The organism is Pseudoalteromonas sp. NGC95, from assembly GCF_015864705.1.
GTDB lineage: Bacteria > Pseudomonadota > Gammaproteobacteria > Enterobacterales > Alteromonadaceae > Pseudoalteromonas > Pseudoalteromonas arctica.
In genome coordinates this window covers 51,519-67,057 of sequence record NZ_JADYWR010000016.1, presented here as the reverse complement: position 1 = coordinate 67,057, position 15,539 = coordinate 51,519, and the positions used below count along the sequence as shown (strand labels likewise).

17 protein-coding genes are annotated in these 15,539 nt (G+C 38.7%); 15 read left to right on the top strand and 2 right to left on the bottom strand.

Annotation, left to right across the window (positions count from 1 at the left end; genetic code table 11):
* The first annotated feature begins 8 nt into the window (after nucleotides 1-8).
* Nucleotides 9-884, top strand: coding sequence for a cytochrome c oxidase subunit 3 (locus tag I6E70_RS14860; protein WP_197189027.1), 876 nt, complete (start codon nucleotides 9-11; stop codon nucleotides 882-884).
* Here the strand turns inward: I6E70_RS14860 and I6E70_RS20875 are convergent.
* Nucleotides 787-1,095 carry a DUF2909 family protein gene (locus I6E70_RS20875; RefSeq protein WP_076916441.1) on the bottom strand — a complete coding sequence of 103 codons (309 nt, stop codon included), beginning with the start codon at nucleotides 1,093-1,095 and terminating at the stop codon, nucleotides 787-789. The two genes, I6E70_RS14860 and I6E70_RS20875, sit on opposite strands and share 98 nt — an antisense overlap.
* 14 nt (nucleotides 1,096-1,109) lie before the next feature.
* On the opposite strand from I6E70_RS20875, the gene I6E70_RS14850 reads away from it, so the two are divergent.
* From I6E70_RS14850 to I6E70_RS14790, 13 genes are all read left to right on the top strand, one after another.
* Nucleotides 1,110-1,850, top strand: a complete 741-nt coding sequence (locus I6E70_RS14850) for an SURF1 family protein (RefSeq protein WP_101216095.1) — start codon at nucleotides 1,110-1,112, stop codon at nucleotides 1,848-1,850.
* Entirely contained in the window at nucleotides 1,840-2,334 is a 495-nt protein-coding gene (locus I6E70_RS14845) for a transmembrane cytochrome oxidase associated protein (protein ID WP_101216094.1), read from the top strand. Before I6E70_RS14850 ends, I6E70_RS14845 begins: the two co-directional genes overlap by 11 nt.
* 28 nt (nucleotides 2,335-2,362) lie before the next feature.
* The gene (locus I6E70_RS14840; RefSeq protein ID WP_007584952.1) at nucleotides 2,363-3,352 is read left to right on the top strand and encodes a COX15/CtaA family protein; all 990 of its coding nucleotides are present in this window, start codon (nucleotides 2,363-2,365) and stop codon (nucleotides 3,350-3,352) included.
* 12 nt (nucleotides 3,353-3,364) lie between these two features.
* Nucleotides 3,365-4,294 (top strand): heme o synthase, encoded by a 930-nt coding sequence (gene cyoE, locus I6E70_RS14835; protein WP_002959598.1) that lies wholly within the window; start codon nucleotides 3,365-3,367, stop codon nucleotides 4,292-4,294.
* A complete protein-coding gene (locus I6E70_RS14830) occupies nucleotides 4,291-4,908 on the top strand; it encodes an SCO family protein (protein WP_007584954.1) in 618 nt (205 codons plus the stop codon). Before cyoE ends, I6E70_RS14830 begins: the two co-directional genes overlap by 4 nt.
* Nucleotides 4,909-5,060: 152 nt before the next feature.
* Complete coding sequence (locus I6E70_RS14825) at nucleotides 5,061-5,333, top strand: STAS domain-containing protein (protein WP_002959595.1); 273 nt, start codon at nucleotides 5,061-5,063, stop codon at nucleotides 5,331-5,333.
* Between the two features lie 8 nt (nucleotides 5,334-5,341).
* Complete coding sequence (locus I6E70_RS14820; RefSeq protein WP_007584956.1) at nucleotides 5,342-5,704, top strand: response regulator; 363 nt, start codon at nucleotides 5,342-5,344, stop codon at nucleotides 5,702-5,704.
* A gap of 10 nt (nucleotides 5,705-5,714) precedes the next feature.
* A complete protein-coding gene (locus I6E70_RS14815; RefSeq protein WP_197189026.1) occupies nucleotides 5,715-7,805 on the top strand; it encodes a chemotaxis protein CheA in 2,091 nt (696 codons plus the stop codon).
* The gene (locus tag I6E70_RS14810; RefSeq protein ID WP_007584959.1) at nucleotides 7,802-8,287 is read left to right on the top strand and encodes a chemotaxis protein CheW; all 486 of its coding nucleotides are present in this window, start codon (nucleotides 7,802-7,804) and stop codon (nucleotides 8,285-8,287) included. Before I6E70_RS14815 ends, I6E70_RS14810 begins: the two co-directional genes overlap by 4 nt.
* A 45-nt stretch (nucleotides 8,288-8,332) precedes the next feature.
* Complete coding sequence (locus I6E70_RS14805) at nucleotides 8,333-10,639, top strand: methyl-accepting chemotaxis protein (RefSeq protein ID WP_197189025.1); 2,307 nt, start codon at nucleotides 8,333-8,335, stop codon at nucleotides 10,637-10,639.
* 79 nt (nucleotides 10,640-10,718) lie between these two features.
* Entirely contained in the window at nucleotides 10,719-11,549 is an 831-nt protein-coding gene (locus I6E70_RS14800) for a CheR family methyltransferase (protein WP_197189024.1), read from the top strand.
* Entirely contained in the window at nucleotides 11,533-12,150 is a 618-nt protein-coding gene (cheD, locus tag I6E70_RS14795) for a chemoreceptor glutamine deamidase CheD (protein ID WP_007584962.1), read from the top strand. The genes I6E70_RS14800 and cheD overlap by 17 nt, the downstream gene beginning before the upstream one ends.
* Nucleotides 12,151-12,158: 8 nt before the next feature.
* Nucleotides 12,159-13,190: a protein-glutamate methylesterase/protein-glutamine glutaminase gene (locus I6E70_RS14790; RefSeq protein WP_007584963.1), complete on the top strand. Its 1,032-nt coding sequence runs from the start codon at nucleotides 12,159-12,161 to the stop codon at nucleotides 13,188-13,190.
* Here the strand turns inward: I6E70_RS14790 and I6E70_RS14785 are convergent.
* Nucleotides 13,180-14,217, bottom strand: coding sequence for a polysaccharide deacetylase family protein (locus I6E70_RS14785; RefSeq protein ID WP_197189023.1), 1,038 nt, complete (start codon nucleotides 14,215-14,217; stop codon nucleotides 13,180-13,182). The two genes, I6E70_RS14790 and I6E70_RS14785, sit on opposite strands and share 11 nt — an antisense overlap.
* A 42-nt stretch (nucleotides 14,218-14,259) precedes the next feature.
* Between I6E70_RS14785 and I6E70_RS14780 the strand changes: the two genes are divergently transcribed.
* Nucleotides 14,260-15,531: an MATE family efflux transporter gene (locus I6E70_RS14780; protein WP_010554948.1), complete on the top strand. Its 1,272-nt coding sequence runs from the start codon at nucleotides 14,260-14,262 to the stop codon at nucleotides 15,529-15,531.
* Nucleotides 15,532-15,539 lie beyond the last annotated feature (8 nt).

Genomic DNA, 15,539 nt, shown 5'->3' with positions numbered 1-15,539 from the left:
TAAATAAAATGAATCAAGAATATGAGCATTATTACGTACCTGAGCAAAGCCCATGGCCTATTGTAGGTGCTGTTGCATTGTTTTTTATTGCAGTAGGGGCAGGCTTAACAGTTATGAGTGTAGGTAAAGAAGGTGGTAGCGGGGTTTATCTGCTTTATGCCGGTATTGCTGTACTTGTGTATATGTTGTTTAGCTGGTTTAAAAATGTAATTAATGAATCGGACCAAGGTTTGTACTCAGCACAAATGGATCGCTCTTTTAGACAAGGTATGAGCTGGTTTATTTTTTCTGAAGTTATGTTTTTTATGGCCTTTTTTGGTGCGCTTTTTTATGCACGCGTATTGTCGGTACCTTGGCTTGGAGGCGCAGGCAATAATGCAATGACTAAGGAGGTTTTATGGCCAACTTTCGAAGCTGTTTGGCCGCTAGTTTCAACACCTGCTGGTGAAACTACTCAAGCTATGGGCTGGCAAGGCTTACCGCTTATAAATACCTTAATACTGCTTACTTCCTCAGTTACTTTACATTTTGCCCACGTAGCGATGGAAAACAATAAACGCACTCCACTTAAAGTTTTTTTAGGCGCTACTATTTTATTGGGCGTTTGCTTTTTAGGGCTGCAAGTTGAGGAGTACATGCATGCATATAATGACCTTAACCTAACGCTAGATGCGGGCATTTACGGTAATACGTTCTTTTTATTGACTGGTTTTCATGGCATGCATGTAACGTTAGGAACCGTACTTTTATTTGTAATATTTTTACGGATATTCAAAGGGCACTTTACTAAAGATAAGCATTTTGCTTTTCAAGCAGCTGCTTGGTATTGGCACTTTGTTGATGTGGTGTGGCTGTGTTTGTTTGTATTTGTATATGTGCTGTAGCGTTTATTGGCGAATTATTTGCTTTAATAAAACCAAGTTTAAGCGCTGCAATAACAACAACTAAAACAACGACCGAAAACAATACGCGACGACCTAAAAAGTGAGACATAGGTCGTCCCCCTGTTTTCCCTGACACCATAATAAACAATGCTCTAAATAAGTTAAAAAGTATAAATATTAACAACAGTACGATAATAATTTTAATAATCACTGAGTTGACCCTTTATGCAGTTAGTTTTATGGCACAAACAAAAGCTTAGTTCACTAATCACACTTTGTATGGTTGTGGTTGTTGTACTTGTGTGTGTGCGATTAGGATTTTGGCAGTTGGAGCGAGGTGAGCAAAAACAGCAGCAACTAACCGCTATTGCTAAGCAACAGAATCGGGGTGTGATGAGTTGGTCTCAATTACTTAACCTGCCTGATAGCTGGAACAAAACAGGTGTATTGGTTGAGTTAAAAGGGCGGTTTGTACAAAGCCAATATTGGCTTTTAGATAATCAAGTTTATAACGGGCAAGTAGGGTACGACCTACTTGCTTTACTAAAGCCAGACAGCGAAGAAAAAGTGATTTTAGTTAATTTAGGATGGGTAAAAGCGCCTATATCTAGAGATACACTGCCAAAGGTTACTCTGCCTACAGGTGTTTTTATTCTTAAAGCGCAAATAAAAGAAAATAACTTAAGTAGCTTTACGCTTGAAGATAAAACTACAAATAATGACTTACCTACAAGAATCCAATCTATCGACTTGAATATGCTGAGCACTCAAAGCCAGCAATCATTAATTAATTTTATGGCTTACAGACAAGGTACTGGTGATGAGATTGCAACACCTCATTATGAGGCAGTTGTTATGAGCCCTCAAAAGCATAATGCCTACGCTGTGCAATGGTTTTTAATTGCTGTTGCATGTGCTGTTGTGGCTATTTTTGCGAGTAAAAAAAGGACACTTAATGAAAAATAATCCCCTTGTGTTGTTTGTGGGCTGCTGCGCTATCCCATTAATTTTGGCATATGGCGCATTAAAGTTTGATTGGTTGCCTACTGCAATTACTAATAATGGCGAGTTTTTAAGCCAAGAAATAAAACTTAAAAATTGGCCGCAAAATAATCCCAAGCAATGGACTATCGCACTTAATTATTCAAACGAATGTAACACCCCATGCCGCGAACAGCTCAATGCACTTAATAATTTATATGTGGCACTTGGTAAAAACCAAGGCAAGGTTGATATGGCTGTAATGGGAAGTCCCGACAATAAAAACCTACCATGGAAAATTATTACCGAGCAACAGAGTTTAAATCCTGCAAGTTTGTATTTAATTGATCATATGGGGTTAGTGGTACTTGAATATCCCTTTAAGGTCGAGCCACAAGAAAACCGTTTAGTACAAAAAGGGTTATTAAAAGATCTAAAAAAATTACTTAACTATTCTCGTTCTAGCTAACTAAGTTGAGCTTAAGTTGGAGTATCTGATGTATAAAAATTATAAAAACTTAGTATTAATAACAGGATTACTCGCTTTGATTGTAGTTGCTTTAGGTGCGTACACCCGCTTAAGTGATGCAGGTTTAGGGTGCCCCGATTGGCCTGGTTGTTATGGCTTTTTAACGGTACCTAAGCATGAGGCTGACATAGCCTTAGCAACTCAAAGCTACCCCGATATGATGTTCGAAACCGCAAAAGCGTGGAAAGAAATGATTCATCGCTACTTTGCAGGTGCTTTAGGCTTACTTATTTTAGGTTTATTTGTGTTGGCTTTTTTAAAACGCCAATATCCAACTACGCCAGTTAAATTGCCTTTGGCTTTACTTCTACTAGTGGTGTTTCAGGCTGCCCTTGGTATGTGGACAGTAACCATGAACCTTCAGCCGCTTATTGTAATGGGCCACTTATTAGGTGGCTTTAGTATTTTGTCACTTATAACGCTTTTATATTTACGGCTAACCGCAAAACCTATTATGGGTGGCGATAGCGGCGCAAAACGCTATTTCGGTTTAAGTTTAGTAGCGCTCAGTGTATTAATTATCCAAATTGCACTTGGTGGTTGGCTGGCTGCAAATTACGCCGCTCCACATTGTAGTGGTTTGCCATTGTGTAATTACGCACAACCGTTTTCATTGAGTAGCGTATTTCAATTACCACTTGAGCACAGTAATTATGAGTTTGGTGTGTTATCGCAGCAAGCGCGTATGTCTATTCATTTATTACATCGCATTTGGGCACTCGTTACTTGCATTGTTCTGGCGTTAATTATGTGGAAAATATACAGCCAAGCGTACTCTAAAAAAATTAAAAATTGCGTTGTGAGTGTATTACTTGTTCTGCTTTGCCAAATTAGCTTAGGACTTATTTTAGTACATTGGCATATTCCGTTGGGAGTTGCACTGGCGCATAACTTGATGGCAGCCATACTGTTATTAAGCATGGTTAGGTTGTGTTATTACCTAAAATCACGCACATAAAGGGGAAATATGATGGCACTTATAATTGATAAAAAAATACTGCTACCCGTTAATACTCAATCGCTAATTTCGCGTACACATAGTTTGCTGCAAGACTACTTAGCAATTAGTAAATTTAAAGTGGTAGCTATGCTGGTGCTAACAGCTTGGGTTGGTTTAGCGCTGGCTCCCGATGTAGGGCGCGGTATGGTCGTACAGTTTATTAGCTTGTTAGGTATAGGGCTACTTTCTGCTGCTGCAGCGGTTATTAATCATGTGGTTGATAGCGAGATAGACTCGAAAATGGCGCGGACTCGTCATCGCCCTGTGGCTAAAGGGCGTTTAAGTAAAACACATGCGCTTAGTTTTGCAGCTGTTATTGGGGTTGCTGGTTTTATTATGCTGATGGTGTGGGCTAATACCTTAACCGCTATATTAACGTTATTTGCATTGGTAGGTTATGCATTTGTTTATACATCATTTTTAAAGCGTGCAACGCCGCAAAATATTGTTATAGGTGGGTTGGCTGGCGCAATGCCTCCATTATTAGGTTGGGTGTCAGAAACAAACCAAATGGCAGCAGCCCCTTGGTTACTCGTAATGATAATATTTACCTGGACCCCACCACACTTTTGGGCGCTGGCTATAGCACGAAAAAGTGATTATGAACGCGCTAAAATCCCTATGTTACCAGTAACCCATGGTATCGATTTTTGTAAAACGTGCGTCGTTGCTTACTCTGTTTTACTCGCTGTTGTTTGCGTATTACCTTATTTAATCGGTATGTCTGGATTAATCTATTTGATAGGTGCATGTGTATTAAATGCCGTGTTTATATATAAGGCGGTCAATTTAAAAATTGCTGGAAATGATGAGACTGCAATGGACTTATTTCGTTTTTCGATTATTCATTTAATGGTACTCTTTGTAATCTTATTTATAGATAAATGGCTCCCTTTATGAAGCAGTTATGGCTTGGATTAATTGTTATTTTAGTTTCGTTTTTATCAGCATGTTCAAATGAAAATAGTCCACCAGATGTAGATGCATTAGTTTACGAAAATGCAAAGCCACTGTCTGATTTTACGCTAAACGATCAGCGCGGCGAATTAGTAACTAAGCAACAATTTTTAGGACAGTGGAATTTAGTATTTTTAGGCTACACAAGCTGCCCAGATATTTGTCCATTAACACTTGCTAAGTTAAATGCTGTTTATAAAAACTTACAAGCAGATTATCCGCTACAAGTTTGGTTTTTATCGGTTGATCCAAAACGCGATACACCAGCTAAACGAAAGCAATATATAGATTACTTTAACCCAGACTTTTTAGCTGTATCAGGGGAACATAAACACCTTTTTCCTGTTGTTCGAGAGCTTGGTTTAATTTACGCCATTAGCGATAGTAGTGAATCAGAATATGCTGTTGATCATAGTGCCTCGGTCGCTATGGTTGATCAAAATGGAGCCGTTAGAGCTATTTTTAAACCAGAATTTAAACAAGGTAGTGTGCCATTAATTAATGCGACGACTTTAACGCAAGAGTTTAAAAAAATAGCTGATTACTATAAAAACTAGTTTTTTACTTTTTACCAATTTTAAAGGAGCTTTAGGCTCCTTTTTTTGTATTTTAACGACAGGTTAAATTTAATTAAGCATTTTATGGCAATTTTAATAACTAGGGCTAAGCTTTTGTTATGAATTGAATTGACAGGGAATGCACTTACTAAATGCTAAAACTTCCGAGCGAACTTGCTATTACGCAGGTTGAAACACTACATCAAGACTTACTACACGAACTCAATAGCAACGATGATATCTGTCTTGATATTAACGATGTGATTTCTGCTGATACTGCCTCAATTCAACTTTTATGCGCCTTACAAAAACACCTACTTACTATACAGCACAAAATAATATGGGTAGGCAGTAGCGAGGCCTTAACGCATACAATTAATAAACTTGGCTTAAGCCAATACTTAACAACCGAAAGTAAAAGTTAGGGGTATATATGAAAAGAATTTTAGCGGTTGATGATTCAGCATCGATGCGTCAAATGGTGAGCTTTACATTAAAAACTGCCGGGTTTGATGTAACCGAAGCTAAGGATGGCAGTGAAGCTCTCGCTATTGCCAAGCAACAAGACTTTGATGCCGTGATCTCAGATGTAAACATGCCAATAATGGATGGAATTACATTAATACGAGAGCTGCGTACTTTACCTAGTTATAAATTTACACCACTACTGATGCTTACTACAGAGTCGGGCTTAGAAAAAAAGATAGAGGGTAAAGCTGCTGGTGCAACAGGTTGGATTGTAAAACCATTTAATCCCGATCAGCTACTAGCGGTAATTAAAAAAGTTATTCGCTAAGGAGCGCAGTGTGAGTATAGATTTAAGTCAATTTTTTGAAGTTTTCTTTGAAGAGAGTTTTGAAGGCCTAGATACCATGGAGGCTGAGTTATTAAACTTAGTGCCAGGTGAGGAAGATTTAGAAACTATCAACACTATTTTTAGAGCTGCTCACTCAATAAAAGGAGGCAGTGGCACTTTTGGTTTTAGCTCCGTTGCTGACTTTACTCATGTACTTGAAACACTACTGGATCAAATTCGCCAAGGTGAACGAGAGCTTAGTACCGAGCATGTCAATTTATTACTCAAAGCTGTGGATTGCTTGCGCGCTTTACTTGCTGCACTTCAAGGTGAGCAAGAGCCAGATTTAACCGAAGCAGATTTGTTAAAAGTACAATTTGAACATGTACTTGGAATGAAAAACGAAACACAAGAGAATAAACCTCAAAGCTGTGAAGAGCAAACAAGTAGTAACACCTATCAAATAGACTTTAAACCCCATCATCATTTATTTAAAACAGGAAACGAGCCACTGTATATGATCAGTGAGCTTGAAGAGCTAGGTGAGTTAGAAACCACAGTATTTTACGATGAAGTTCCAGAAATCACCGATTTAAGTAGTGATGAATGCTTTTTACATTGGCGCTTTTTTTTAGATACTAGCCATGATGAAAAAGCCATAAAAGAAGTATTTGAATGGGTAGAAGACGATGCCGACATAAAAATTGAATTATGCGGAGGCTTATTTGGCAATGATGAGCAAATACAACCTAATCAAGGTGAGATATCTAAAGCTGTTGAGCTTGAAACATCCGATTTAATAAAAGTAGCTGAGCTACCTAGTAAGCCAAAGCAACCCGCTGCTAATAAAGATAAAAAACCTGCAAGTACACCAGAGTCTACCTCCATTCGAGTTGGTATTGATAAAGTTGATTCGTTAATAAACATGGTTGGCGAACTTGTTATTACACAAGCGATGCTCAATCAGCTTAGCGAACAAGAAATCACACCAGCCACAATCACTTTACTACAAGAAGGCCTAGCGCAACTTGCCCATAATACGCGTGATTTACAAGAAAATGTGATGCGCATTCGTATGCTGCCAATAAACTTTGTATTTAGTCGTTTTCCTCGATTAGTGCGAGATATAGCGCAAAAACTAAATAAGCAAGTTGAGCTAAAGTTGATTGGAGAGCAAACCGAGCTTGATAAAACAGTAATGGAAAAAATATCCGATCCTATGGTGCATTTAGTGAGGAACTCACTTGATCATGGATTAGAGACTGTTGAGCAAAGACTGGCGGCAGGTAAAGATCCCGTTGGCACAGTAACCTTAAATGCATTTCATCAGGGTGGAAACATTGTTATTGAAATAATGGATGATGGGCAGGGGTTAAATACAAAAAAAATAAAAGAAAAAGCCATCGCTAACGAATTAATCTCAGCTGATAACCATCTCAGTGACGATGAAATAAATGAGCTTATTTTTATGCCCGGCTTTTCGACAGTAGATGAGGTAAGTGACTTATCTGGTCGTGGAGTTGGGATGGATGTAGTTAAGCGAAATATTCAATCATTAAATGGCTCAGTGGAAGTAACCTCAGCGGCCGGTGTTGGTTCTACGTTTACTATTAGATTACCACTTACTCTCGCTATTTTAGATGGGCAATTAGTTAAGGTGGCTCAGCATACTTATATTATCCCGCTCATTTCTATTGTGGAATCTCTGCAAATTGATATTGCTAAAGTGAGTCGAGTGGGTAAAAGCCTTGATGTATTGAGGCTTCGGGACGAATACATTCCTATTTTAAGGCTCTACGATATTTTTAATCATAAAAATGCCATTGAATCACTCGATAAAACGCTGCTTGTTGTTGTAGAAACAGATAACCAAAAGGTGGGTTTATTAGTTGATGATTTACTGTCTCAACAACAGGTTGTTATTAAAAGTTTAGAGGCTAACTATCATAAAGTTGATGGCGTATCGGGAGCTACTATTTTAGGCGATGGGCGTGTATCGCTGATTGTGGACATTAGCGGCTTAATAAAGCTCTCAGGTTTAAAAAAACCAGGTAGCCAAGAATTAACGATTGAAACGCAAGCCACTTTGGAGGCGTTATGAGCTCAGAGCAAAGCCAGTTAAGTAATCAATTAAATCTTCAGCAACAGCAAGGTGTAAAACAGTTTTTAACTTTTATTATGGCTGATGAAGAATACGGCGTTGATATTTTAACAGTACAAGAAATTCGCAGTTGGGAAGAAATTACAGTATTGCCCAATGCGCCTGAATTTGTAAAAGGCGTTATTAATTTACGTGGAACAATAGTGCCAATTATTGATTTACGGTTGCGCTTTGGATTACCAAGTGTCGACTATGGGCCATTAACGGTGGTTATCGTTGTCAAAATAGAATTTGAACTAGGTAGTAAAATTATAGGTGTTGCTGTTGATGCCGTTTCTGATGTTTACAGTATTGCGGAGCAAGATGCGAAAGCGGTTCCTAGTTTATCTGAATCGAATAATTGTGAATATGTAGCTGGGTTGGTGAATGTTGGTGAAAAAATGGTAGCGCTAATTGACCTGCAAAAAACAATGAATATTTAGCAAACAGAAACTAAATGAATAATAAACTTAAAGGTGGTGATGAGCATGGGATGGTTTAGTAATCCAAAGCAGTCAAAATCAAGTAATGATTTAATTGTAGACGCATTGAATAAATCATTAGCGGTGATTGAGTTTGAACCTAACGGAAAAATAATTACTGCAAATATGAATTTTCTAAACGCGATGGGCTATCGCCTTGAAGAGGTTCAAGGCCAGCATCACTCTATGTTTGTTGACCCAGATGAAGCTCAGGGCAACGATTATAAGAACTTTTGGCAACGCCTGCGTAATGGCGAGTTTATCTCAGATGAGTTTAAGCGTAATGCAAAAGGTGGAACTGAGGTATGGATCCAAGCAACTTATAACCCAATTGTTGATGAGCAAGGGCAAGTATTAAAAGTAGTTAAGTTTGCCACCGACGTGACCGAGCAAAAGTTAATAGCAGCAGAAGCTTCAGGGCAAATTAGTGCTATAAGTAAATCTCAAGCGGTTATCGAGTTTAATTTAGATGGCACTATTATTGATGCCAATGATAACTTTTTAAATGCACTTGGTTATCAACTTAGCGAGATTAAAGGTCAGCACCATAGGCTTTTTATTGAACCCGAACATGCAAATAGTATCGAATATAAAGAGTTTTGGGCCAAACTAGGTCGCGGTGAATTTGATTCAGGGGAATATTTAAGAATAGGGAAGCAGGGTCAGGAGGTTTGGATTCAAGCATCTTATAACCCAATTTATGATATGAACGGCAAGCCGTTTAAAGTGATTAAATACGCATCTGATATTACTGAACAAAAAGAGCTTGAAAAAGTATCTCGTAAAGCAGCCGATTTAGCAAATGCGCTTAAAGTTTGCCAAGCGAACGTAATGATTGCTGATGAAGACCTTAATATAGTATTTGTGAACGATCGTGTTCAGCAAATGCTAAAAGTCCGCGAAAAAGAATTACAAACTGTATTACCAAGCTTTTCTGTTGATAATTTAATTGGCACCTGTGTTGATGATTTTCATAAGCACCCTAATCATCAGCGCGATTTATTAAAAAATCTCGATAAGCCTCATAAAGCCGAATTACTTTTAGCGGGTGTCACTTTCACCTTGATTGCTTCACCTTGGATTAGCCAAGATGGAAAGCATTTAGGCACCATTGTTGAGTGGGAAGATAGGACCAATGAGGTTGCGCTTGAAAAAGAAATAGCCGAACTTATTAGCGCTGCAGGTAATGGCGAATTAGATACAAGAGTCGCGGAAGAAGGCAAGGAAGGATTCTTTTTACGTTTGGCTCAAGGGCTAAATAGCTTAGTTAAAATAGTTGATGATGCAGTTGCTGACACGGGCAGTATGCTCGATGCGATGGCAAATGGTGATTTATCAAAACGAGTTGAAAAAGAATATAAAGGCTCATTTGATAAACTCAAACGCGATGCTAATGCTACGGCAGATAAGTTAACGGAAGTGATTAATCGCATTAATTCATCGGCAACGCTTGTAGCCAGTGGTGCAGAGGAAATCTCTCAAGGTAATGCTGATTTAAGCCAACGTACAGAAGAGCAAGCCTCGTCACTTGAAGAAACAGCGTCGAGCATGGAAGAGATGACTAGCACCGTTCGCCAAAATGCTGATAACGCAAAAGTGGCAAACGATTTAGCAGAAGAAACATGCGAAAAGGCGATTCAAGGTGGTGAGGTTGTAAATAGAGCAGTTACGAGCATGTCGGCAATTAATGAGTCGAGCAAGAAAATTGCAGATATTATTGGTGTCATTGACGAAATAGCATTTCAAACTAACTTATTAGCGCTTAATGCTGCAGTAGAGGCTGCAAGGGCTGGTGAACAAGGTCGAGGCTTTGCGGTTGTTGCAGGTGAAGTGCGTAATTTAGCACAGCGCTCTGCAGGCGCAGCGAAAGAAATTAAAGAGTTAATAAGAGATAGTGTAGGCAAAGTAGCTGATGGCTCTCAATTAGTTAATGAGTCGGGCGCTACACTTAAAGAGATTGTTGTATCGGTACAAAGAGTGACGCAAATGATTTCTGATATTACAGAGGCATCTGAAGAACAAAGTGCGGGTATTGAACAAGTTAATACCGCTATCTCACAAATGGACGAAATGACGCAACAAAATGCCGCCTTAGTAGAGCAAGCCTCTGCCGCTGGCGAGTCTATGGCTGAGCAAGCTAATGAGATGCGCCAACTACTCAACTTTTTCTCAATAGGTCAGCAAGAGATGGCGATGATTTCGCCGACTATGCGCACACCTAAATTATCTCATAAGTCGCAAAGCAGTTTTGTAAGTAATAAACCCAAAGGCGATAACTTTGTAGACTCTGCTGATGAATGGGAAGAATTTTAACAACCAATCTTCTTATATACCTCGCTGAATACATAATCACAGCGAGGTATTATTTGGCAGGCTAAATTGAGAGCGAACAATGAAAGAGTTTTTGTGTACCGACCGCGACTTTAAAGAAATTGCCAGTTTAGTTTATAGCGCATGTGGAATTGTATTAGGTGAGCATAAGCGAGAGATGGTTTATTCACGCTTAGCAAGACGTATTAGAGAGCGAAAACTAACTGACTTTAAAGCCTATTTAGAGTATTTAAATAGCCATAAAGATCAGGAGTTTGATGCCTTTATTAATGCAATAACAACTAACTTAACGTCTTTTTTTCGTGAAATACACCACTTTGAATTTATAAAATCTGAGCTTGTACCTGCTCTCTTAAAGGCAAATAAAAATAGTAAGCGAGTAAGAATCTGGTCTGCAGGTTGCTCAACAGGAGAAGAACCCTACAGTTTGGCGATGATTTTAAATAATGCATTTCCGAGCAATTGGGATGTAAAAATACTAGCAACCGATTTAGATTCTAATGTATTGGCAAAAGCACAAAAGGGTATTTACACCGCAGCGAATGTTAACGGCTTAGATGACGTGCAACTTAAGCGTTGGTTTTTAAAAAGTAAAGACGGTGAAAACTATAAAGTTAAAGATAGGCTAAAAGAGTCTATTTCATTCAAGCGTTTAAACTTATTGCAAGATTGGCCAATGAAAGGATCATTTGATCTTATTTTATGTCGTAATGTTGTTATTTACTTTGATAAAGAAACAAAAGATCAGCTTTTTAAACGTTACGCCAATATATTAAATGAACAAGGTTATTTGTTTTTAGGTCACTCAGAAAGTATGGGAAAAGAGCATACGCAATTTAAAAATTTAGGGAAAACTATGTACCAAAAGGGACAAAATGCACGCAGAGTTTAGGCCGGTATTACCTAACTTTGAACATATTAAACGATATTGGGACTCGGGCCGAGGTAGCGTTGTTGCTAAAGTGCTTCCGGGTGAGTTTTATGTTTCTAAAAATAATGAGCTGATCTCTACAGTTCTGGGTTCGTGTATTGCGGCTTGTGTTTACGATGAAGTACTAGGGATTGGGGGCATGAATCACTTTATGTTACCAATTCAAAAGGGAGTAGAACTTAAGAATGCGCATAGTTTAAGTTGTCGGTATGGCAATTGGGCTATGGAGTATCTTATAAACGAAGTTTTAAAAAATGGTGCATCTCGCCGTAACCTAAAAGTAAAACTTTTTGGTGGGGGTAAAATTATTAGTGCGATGACTGATATAGGGCTGGGTAATATTAGTTTTGCAGCGGCGTATATTAAAGAAGAGGCATTAAACCTAGTTGCCCACGATATGGGTGGACCATGGCCACGAAAAATATTTTTTCATCCGAACACCGGTAAAGTTCATATGAAAAAACTTAAAAACCTACATAATAATACGATTGAAAAACGCGAAGTCCGTTACTTACAAAACCTTAAAAAGCAAGAAGTAGTAACTGATATAGAGCTGTTTTAGGAGTATGCATGATTAAAGTATTAATAATTGACGACTCCCCCTTAATTAGGCGTTTACTCACTGAAATATTACAGCAAGCTAAAGATATTACGGTAGTGGGGAGCGCTGAGGATCCCTACGAAGCTCGCGAAATGATAAAAAAGTTAAATCCTGATGTATTAACGCTCGACGTAGAAATGCCAAAAATGGATGGCATTAGTTTTTTAAAAAACTTAATGCGATTAAGACCAATGCCAGTAGTGATGATTTCAACACTGACCCAAAAAGGCTCTCCTATTACACTCGAGGCACTCGAATTAGGGGCTGTTGATTTTATAGCTAAGCCTACTAATAACGTAAGAGAGCAATTGAGCCAATATGCATCACTTGTTCAACAAAAGGTGCGAATAGCTGCTGGAGCAAGAGTAAGAAGCTATAAAAAAACGGTCGTCACAAATGAGCCTATTAATACCCATTCTCAATTTTTACTTAATAAAGTAATTGCGATAGGTGCTTCCACGGGGGGTACTGAGGCTATCAAAGAAGTACTTATTAAAATGCCACAAAATTGCCCGCCCATTGTAATTACTCAGCATATTCCTCCTGTGTTTAGCGCCTCATTTGCTGAGCGAATGAATCGTACATGCACGATAAATGTGAAAGAGGCTGAACATGGCGATAAGCTTAGCACTGGCTGGGCTTATATAGCACCAGGTGGTTTTCATTTAAGTATTAAAAAGCGAGGTGTTAGCTTGTATTGCCAGCTTGATGATGGCGAGCCGGTCAACAGACATAAACCTGCGGTAGATGTGCTGTTTAACTCATTAGTTGAGACAGGAGCTAAAAACGTAGTTGCAGCCATACTAACAGGGATGGGGAGTGATGGCGCAAAAGGGTTACTTGCACTAAAACAAAACGGTGCGTATACCTTGGCTCAAGATGAGTACTCATCGGTGGTATGGGGTATGCCTAAGGCTGCCGCTGAGTTAAATGCAGCAGACGAGATCGTTGCGCTGGATAAAATAACCCAGCGACTATTACATCAGGCAGTTAAGGTTTAGGCGCTTCAATTACCCAAGGCTGCGAAAACCAAAAATAATCACCAGGGCTAGAAATAGAAGGGGCCGTACAATTAAAACGAGAGCGTCCTTTATTAAGCACCTTTGGTGAGGTTATTTCGACTGTATTTTTATTTACCCATTTTAAATCTGCTTGGCCTACGCTTGATACGTAACAGGCAAATTGGCTTTTATGAAAGTCACCCATTTTAAATTCAATTGTGAGCGTGGGTGGATTTTGTTGTGTAACGCTATCTTGATAAGTTAAATTGGTGATATTAAACGCGCGTGAGTTAAGCTTAGTAATAAGAGTTTCTAGTTTGCTGTAAAAGCCTGATGCAGGAAAACGTGGTAAGCGGCTAAAATTAGAGTCTTTATTTACAGCGCCGGAGTGCTGACCAATACCCACAAAACCAAGCTCTGTCACAAGTGCTTGCAGCTCGTTATTAAACTCACCATACGGGTATGCTAAGTATTTATAGTCGTGGCCTATTTCTTCTTTTATACGCTTTTGAGAGCTAATAATATCTTGCTTAATACGTGATTGCCATTGTGCATCGGTTTCGTTTTCAAGCTTAAGGTGTAAGTAATCATGTTGTCCGCTATGATTGGCTATTAATGCCCCTTTTTTAGATAATTCTTTGAGCTTATCCCACCCCATTACGTAGCTCATGCCCTCGTCTATTAATTTAGGATTTACAAAGATAGTGTACGGGTAGCCAAACTTTTCTAAAATAGGCGCGGCTTGTTCATAGTTATTGTTATAACCATCATCAAAGGTGATGGCGACAGTTTTATCAGGTAAGGTTTCACTTTGCTGAAGTGCGTTTATTAAGTCATTAAGAGGAATAACGTTAAAGTTGTGCTCTTTTAAATAGCTCAAATGTTTAGTGAATGTATTGGCGCTAACGCTTGTTACAGCGGGTAGGGTTTCACTAACATGATGATACTGTAAAATAACGGCTGCTTGAGCCCGCACAGATACACTAATGAGGATAAATAATACTAAATGAAACAATTTCTTATACATAATAAGGCACACCATAAAAGCTTGCTGTTGTTAGCGGGTCCGATGATACTATCAAATATCACAGTGCCGTTGTTAGGAATTGTTGATACTGCTGTAATTGGGCACTTAGGAAGCGCTCATTACTTAGCGGGTATTGCCCTTGGCTCTGCAGTTATATCTATTTTATTTTGGCTTGCTGGTTTTTTAAGAATGAGCACCACGGGACTCGTGGCACAAGCATACGGAAAAAACGATTTAACCCAACTTGCCGCTTTACTTAAACGAAGCCTATTGCTTGCAAGCGCAGTGGCCGTGCTATTAATTGTGTTATCCCCATTAATAAAGCACGCTATAGCTTACCTCTCCGCCGCCAATCGCGACGTACTTACCCAAGCGTATCAGTATTTTAGCATTCGTATTTTTAGTGCTCCAGCAGCATTATGTAATTTAGTGTTACTGGGGTGGATGCTTGGTGTGCATTATGGTCGAGGTCCATTTTATTTATTACTCGTCACTAATATCGTTAATATAGTACTCGATATTTATTTTGTTGTTTATTTAGATTGGGCAGTTGCAGGCGCTGCGTGGGCTTCACTTATTGCTGATTATACGGCTTTAGTATTTGCACTGTTTTTAGTGGTTAAACTAGCTAAAAAACAAGACATTGATCTAAATGTACCGAATTGGTTGAGTATTAGCAAAATGGCTGAATTATTGAGTTTGAATAGAGATATATTTATTCGCTCTTTAATACTGCAATTATGCTTTAGTTTTATGACGTTTTACGCAGCGCGTATAGGCGAAACCACATTAGCTGCTAATGCTGTTTTACTTAACTTTCTAATGTTGGTGAGTTTTGCTCTTGATGGCGTTGCTTACGCGTCTGAGGCAAAAGTAGGGCAAGCTAAGGGCCAAGGAAGCGTTAAAAATATAGAGCTTTGGGTTAAAATAAGTGTATTTTGGGGCATGCTTTTTGGCGTCTTATATAGCGCTTTTTTTGCATTATTCGGCAGCGGTATAATCAAGCTTTTAACCAATGTGCCAGAGGTTATTCAAGAGGCAACACACTATTTACCATGGCTAATAGTGTTGCCTATTTTGGCCATGAGTTGCTTTTTGTTTGATGGTGTTTTTGTAGGGCTTACGCGAGCAAAGAACATGCGTAACAGTATGATACTTTCAGCTGGAGTTGGCTTTTTTGGTGTGTTTTGGGTGTTTATAGACTTGCAAAATAACGGGTTATGGCTGGCTATGAGCTGTTTTATGTTAATGCGCGGGCTTACATTAATAATTAAATATCACCACTTAAAAATAAATAATCAGCTATTAGATTAAACTAAATA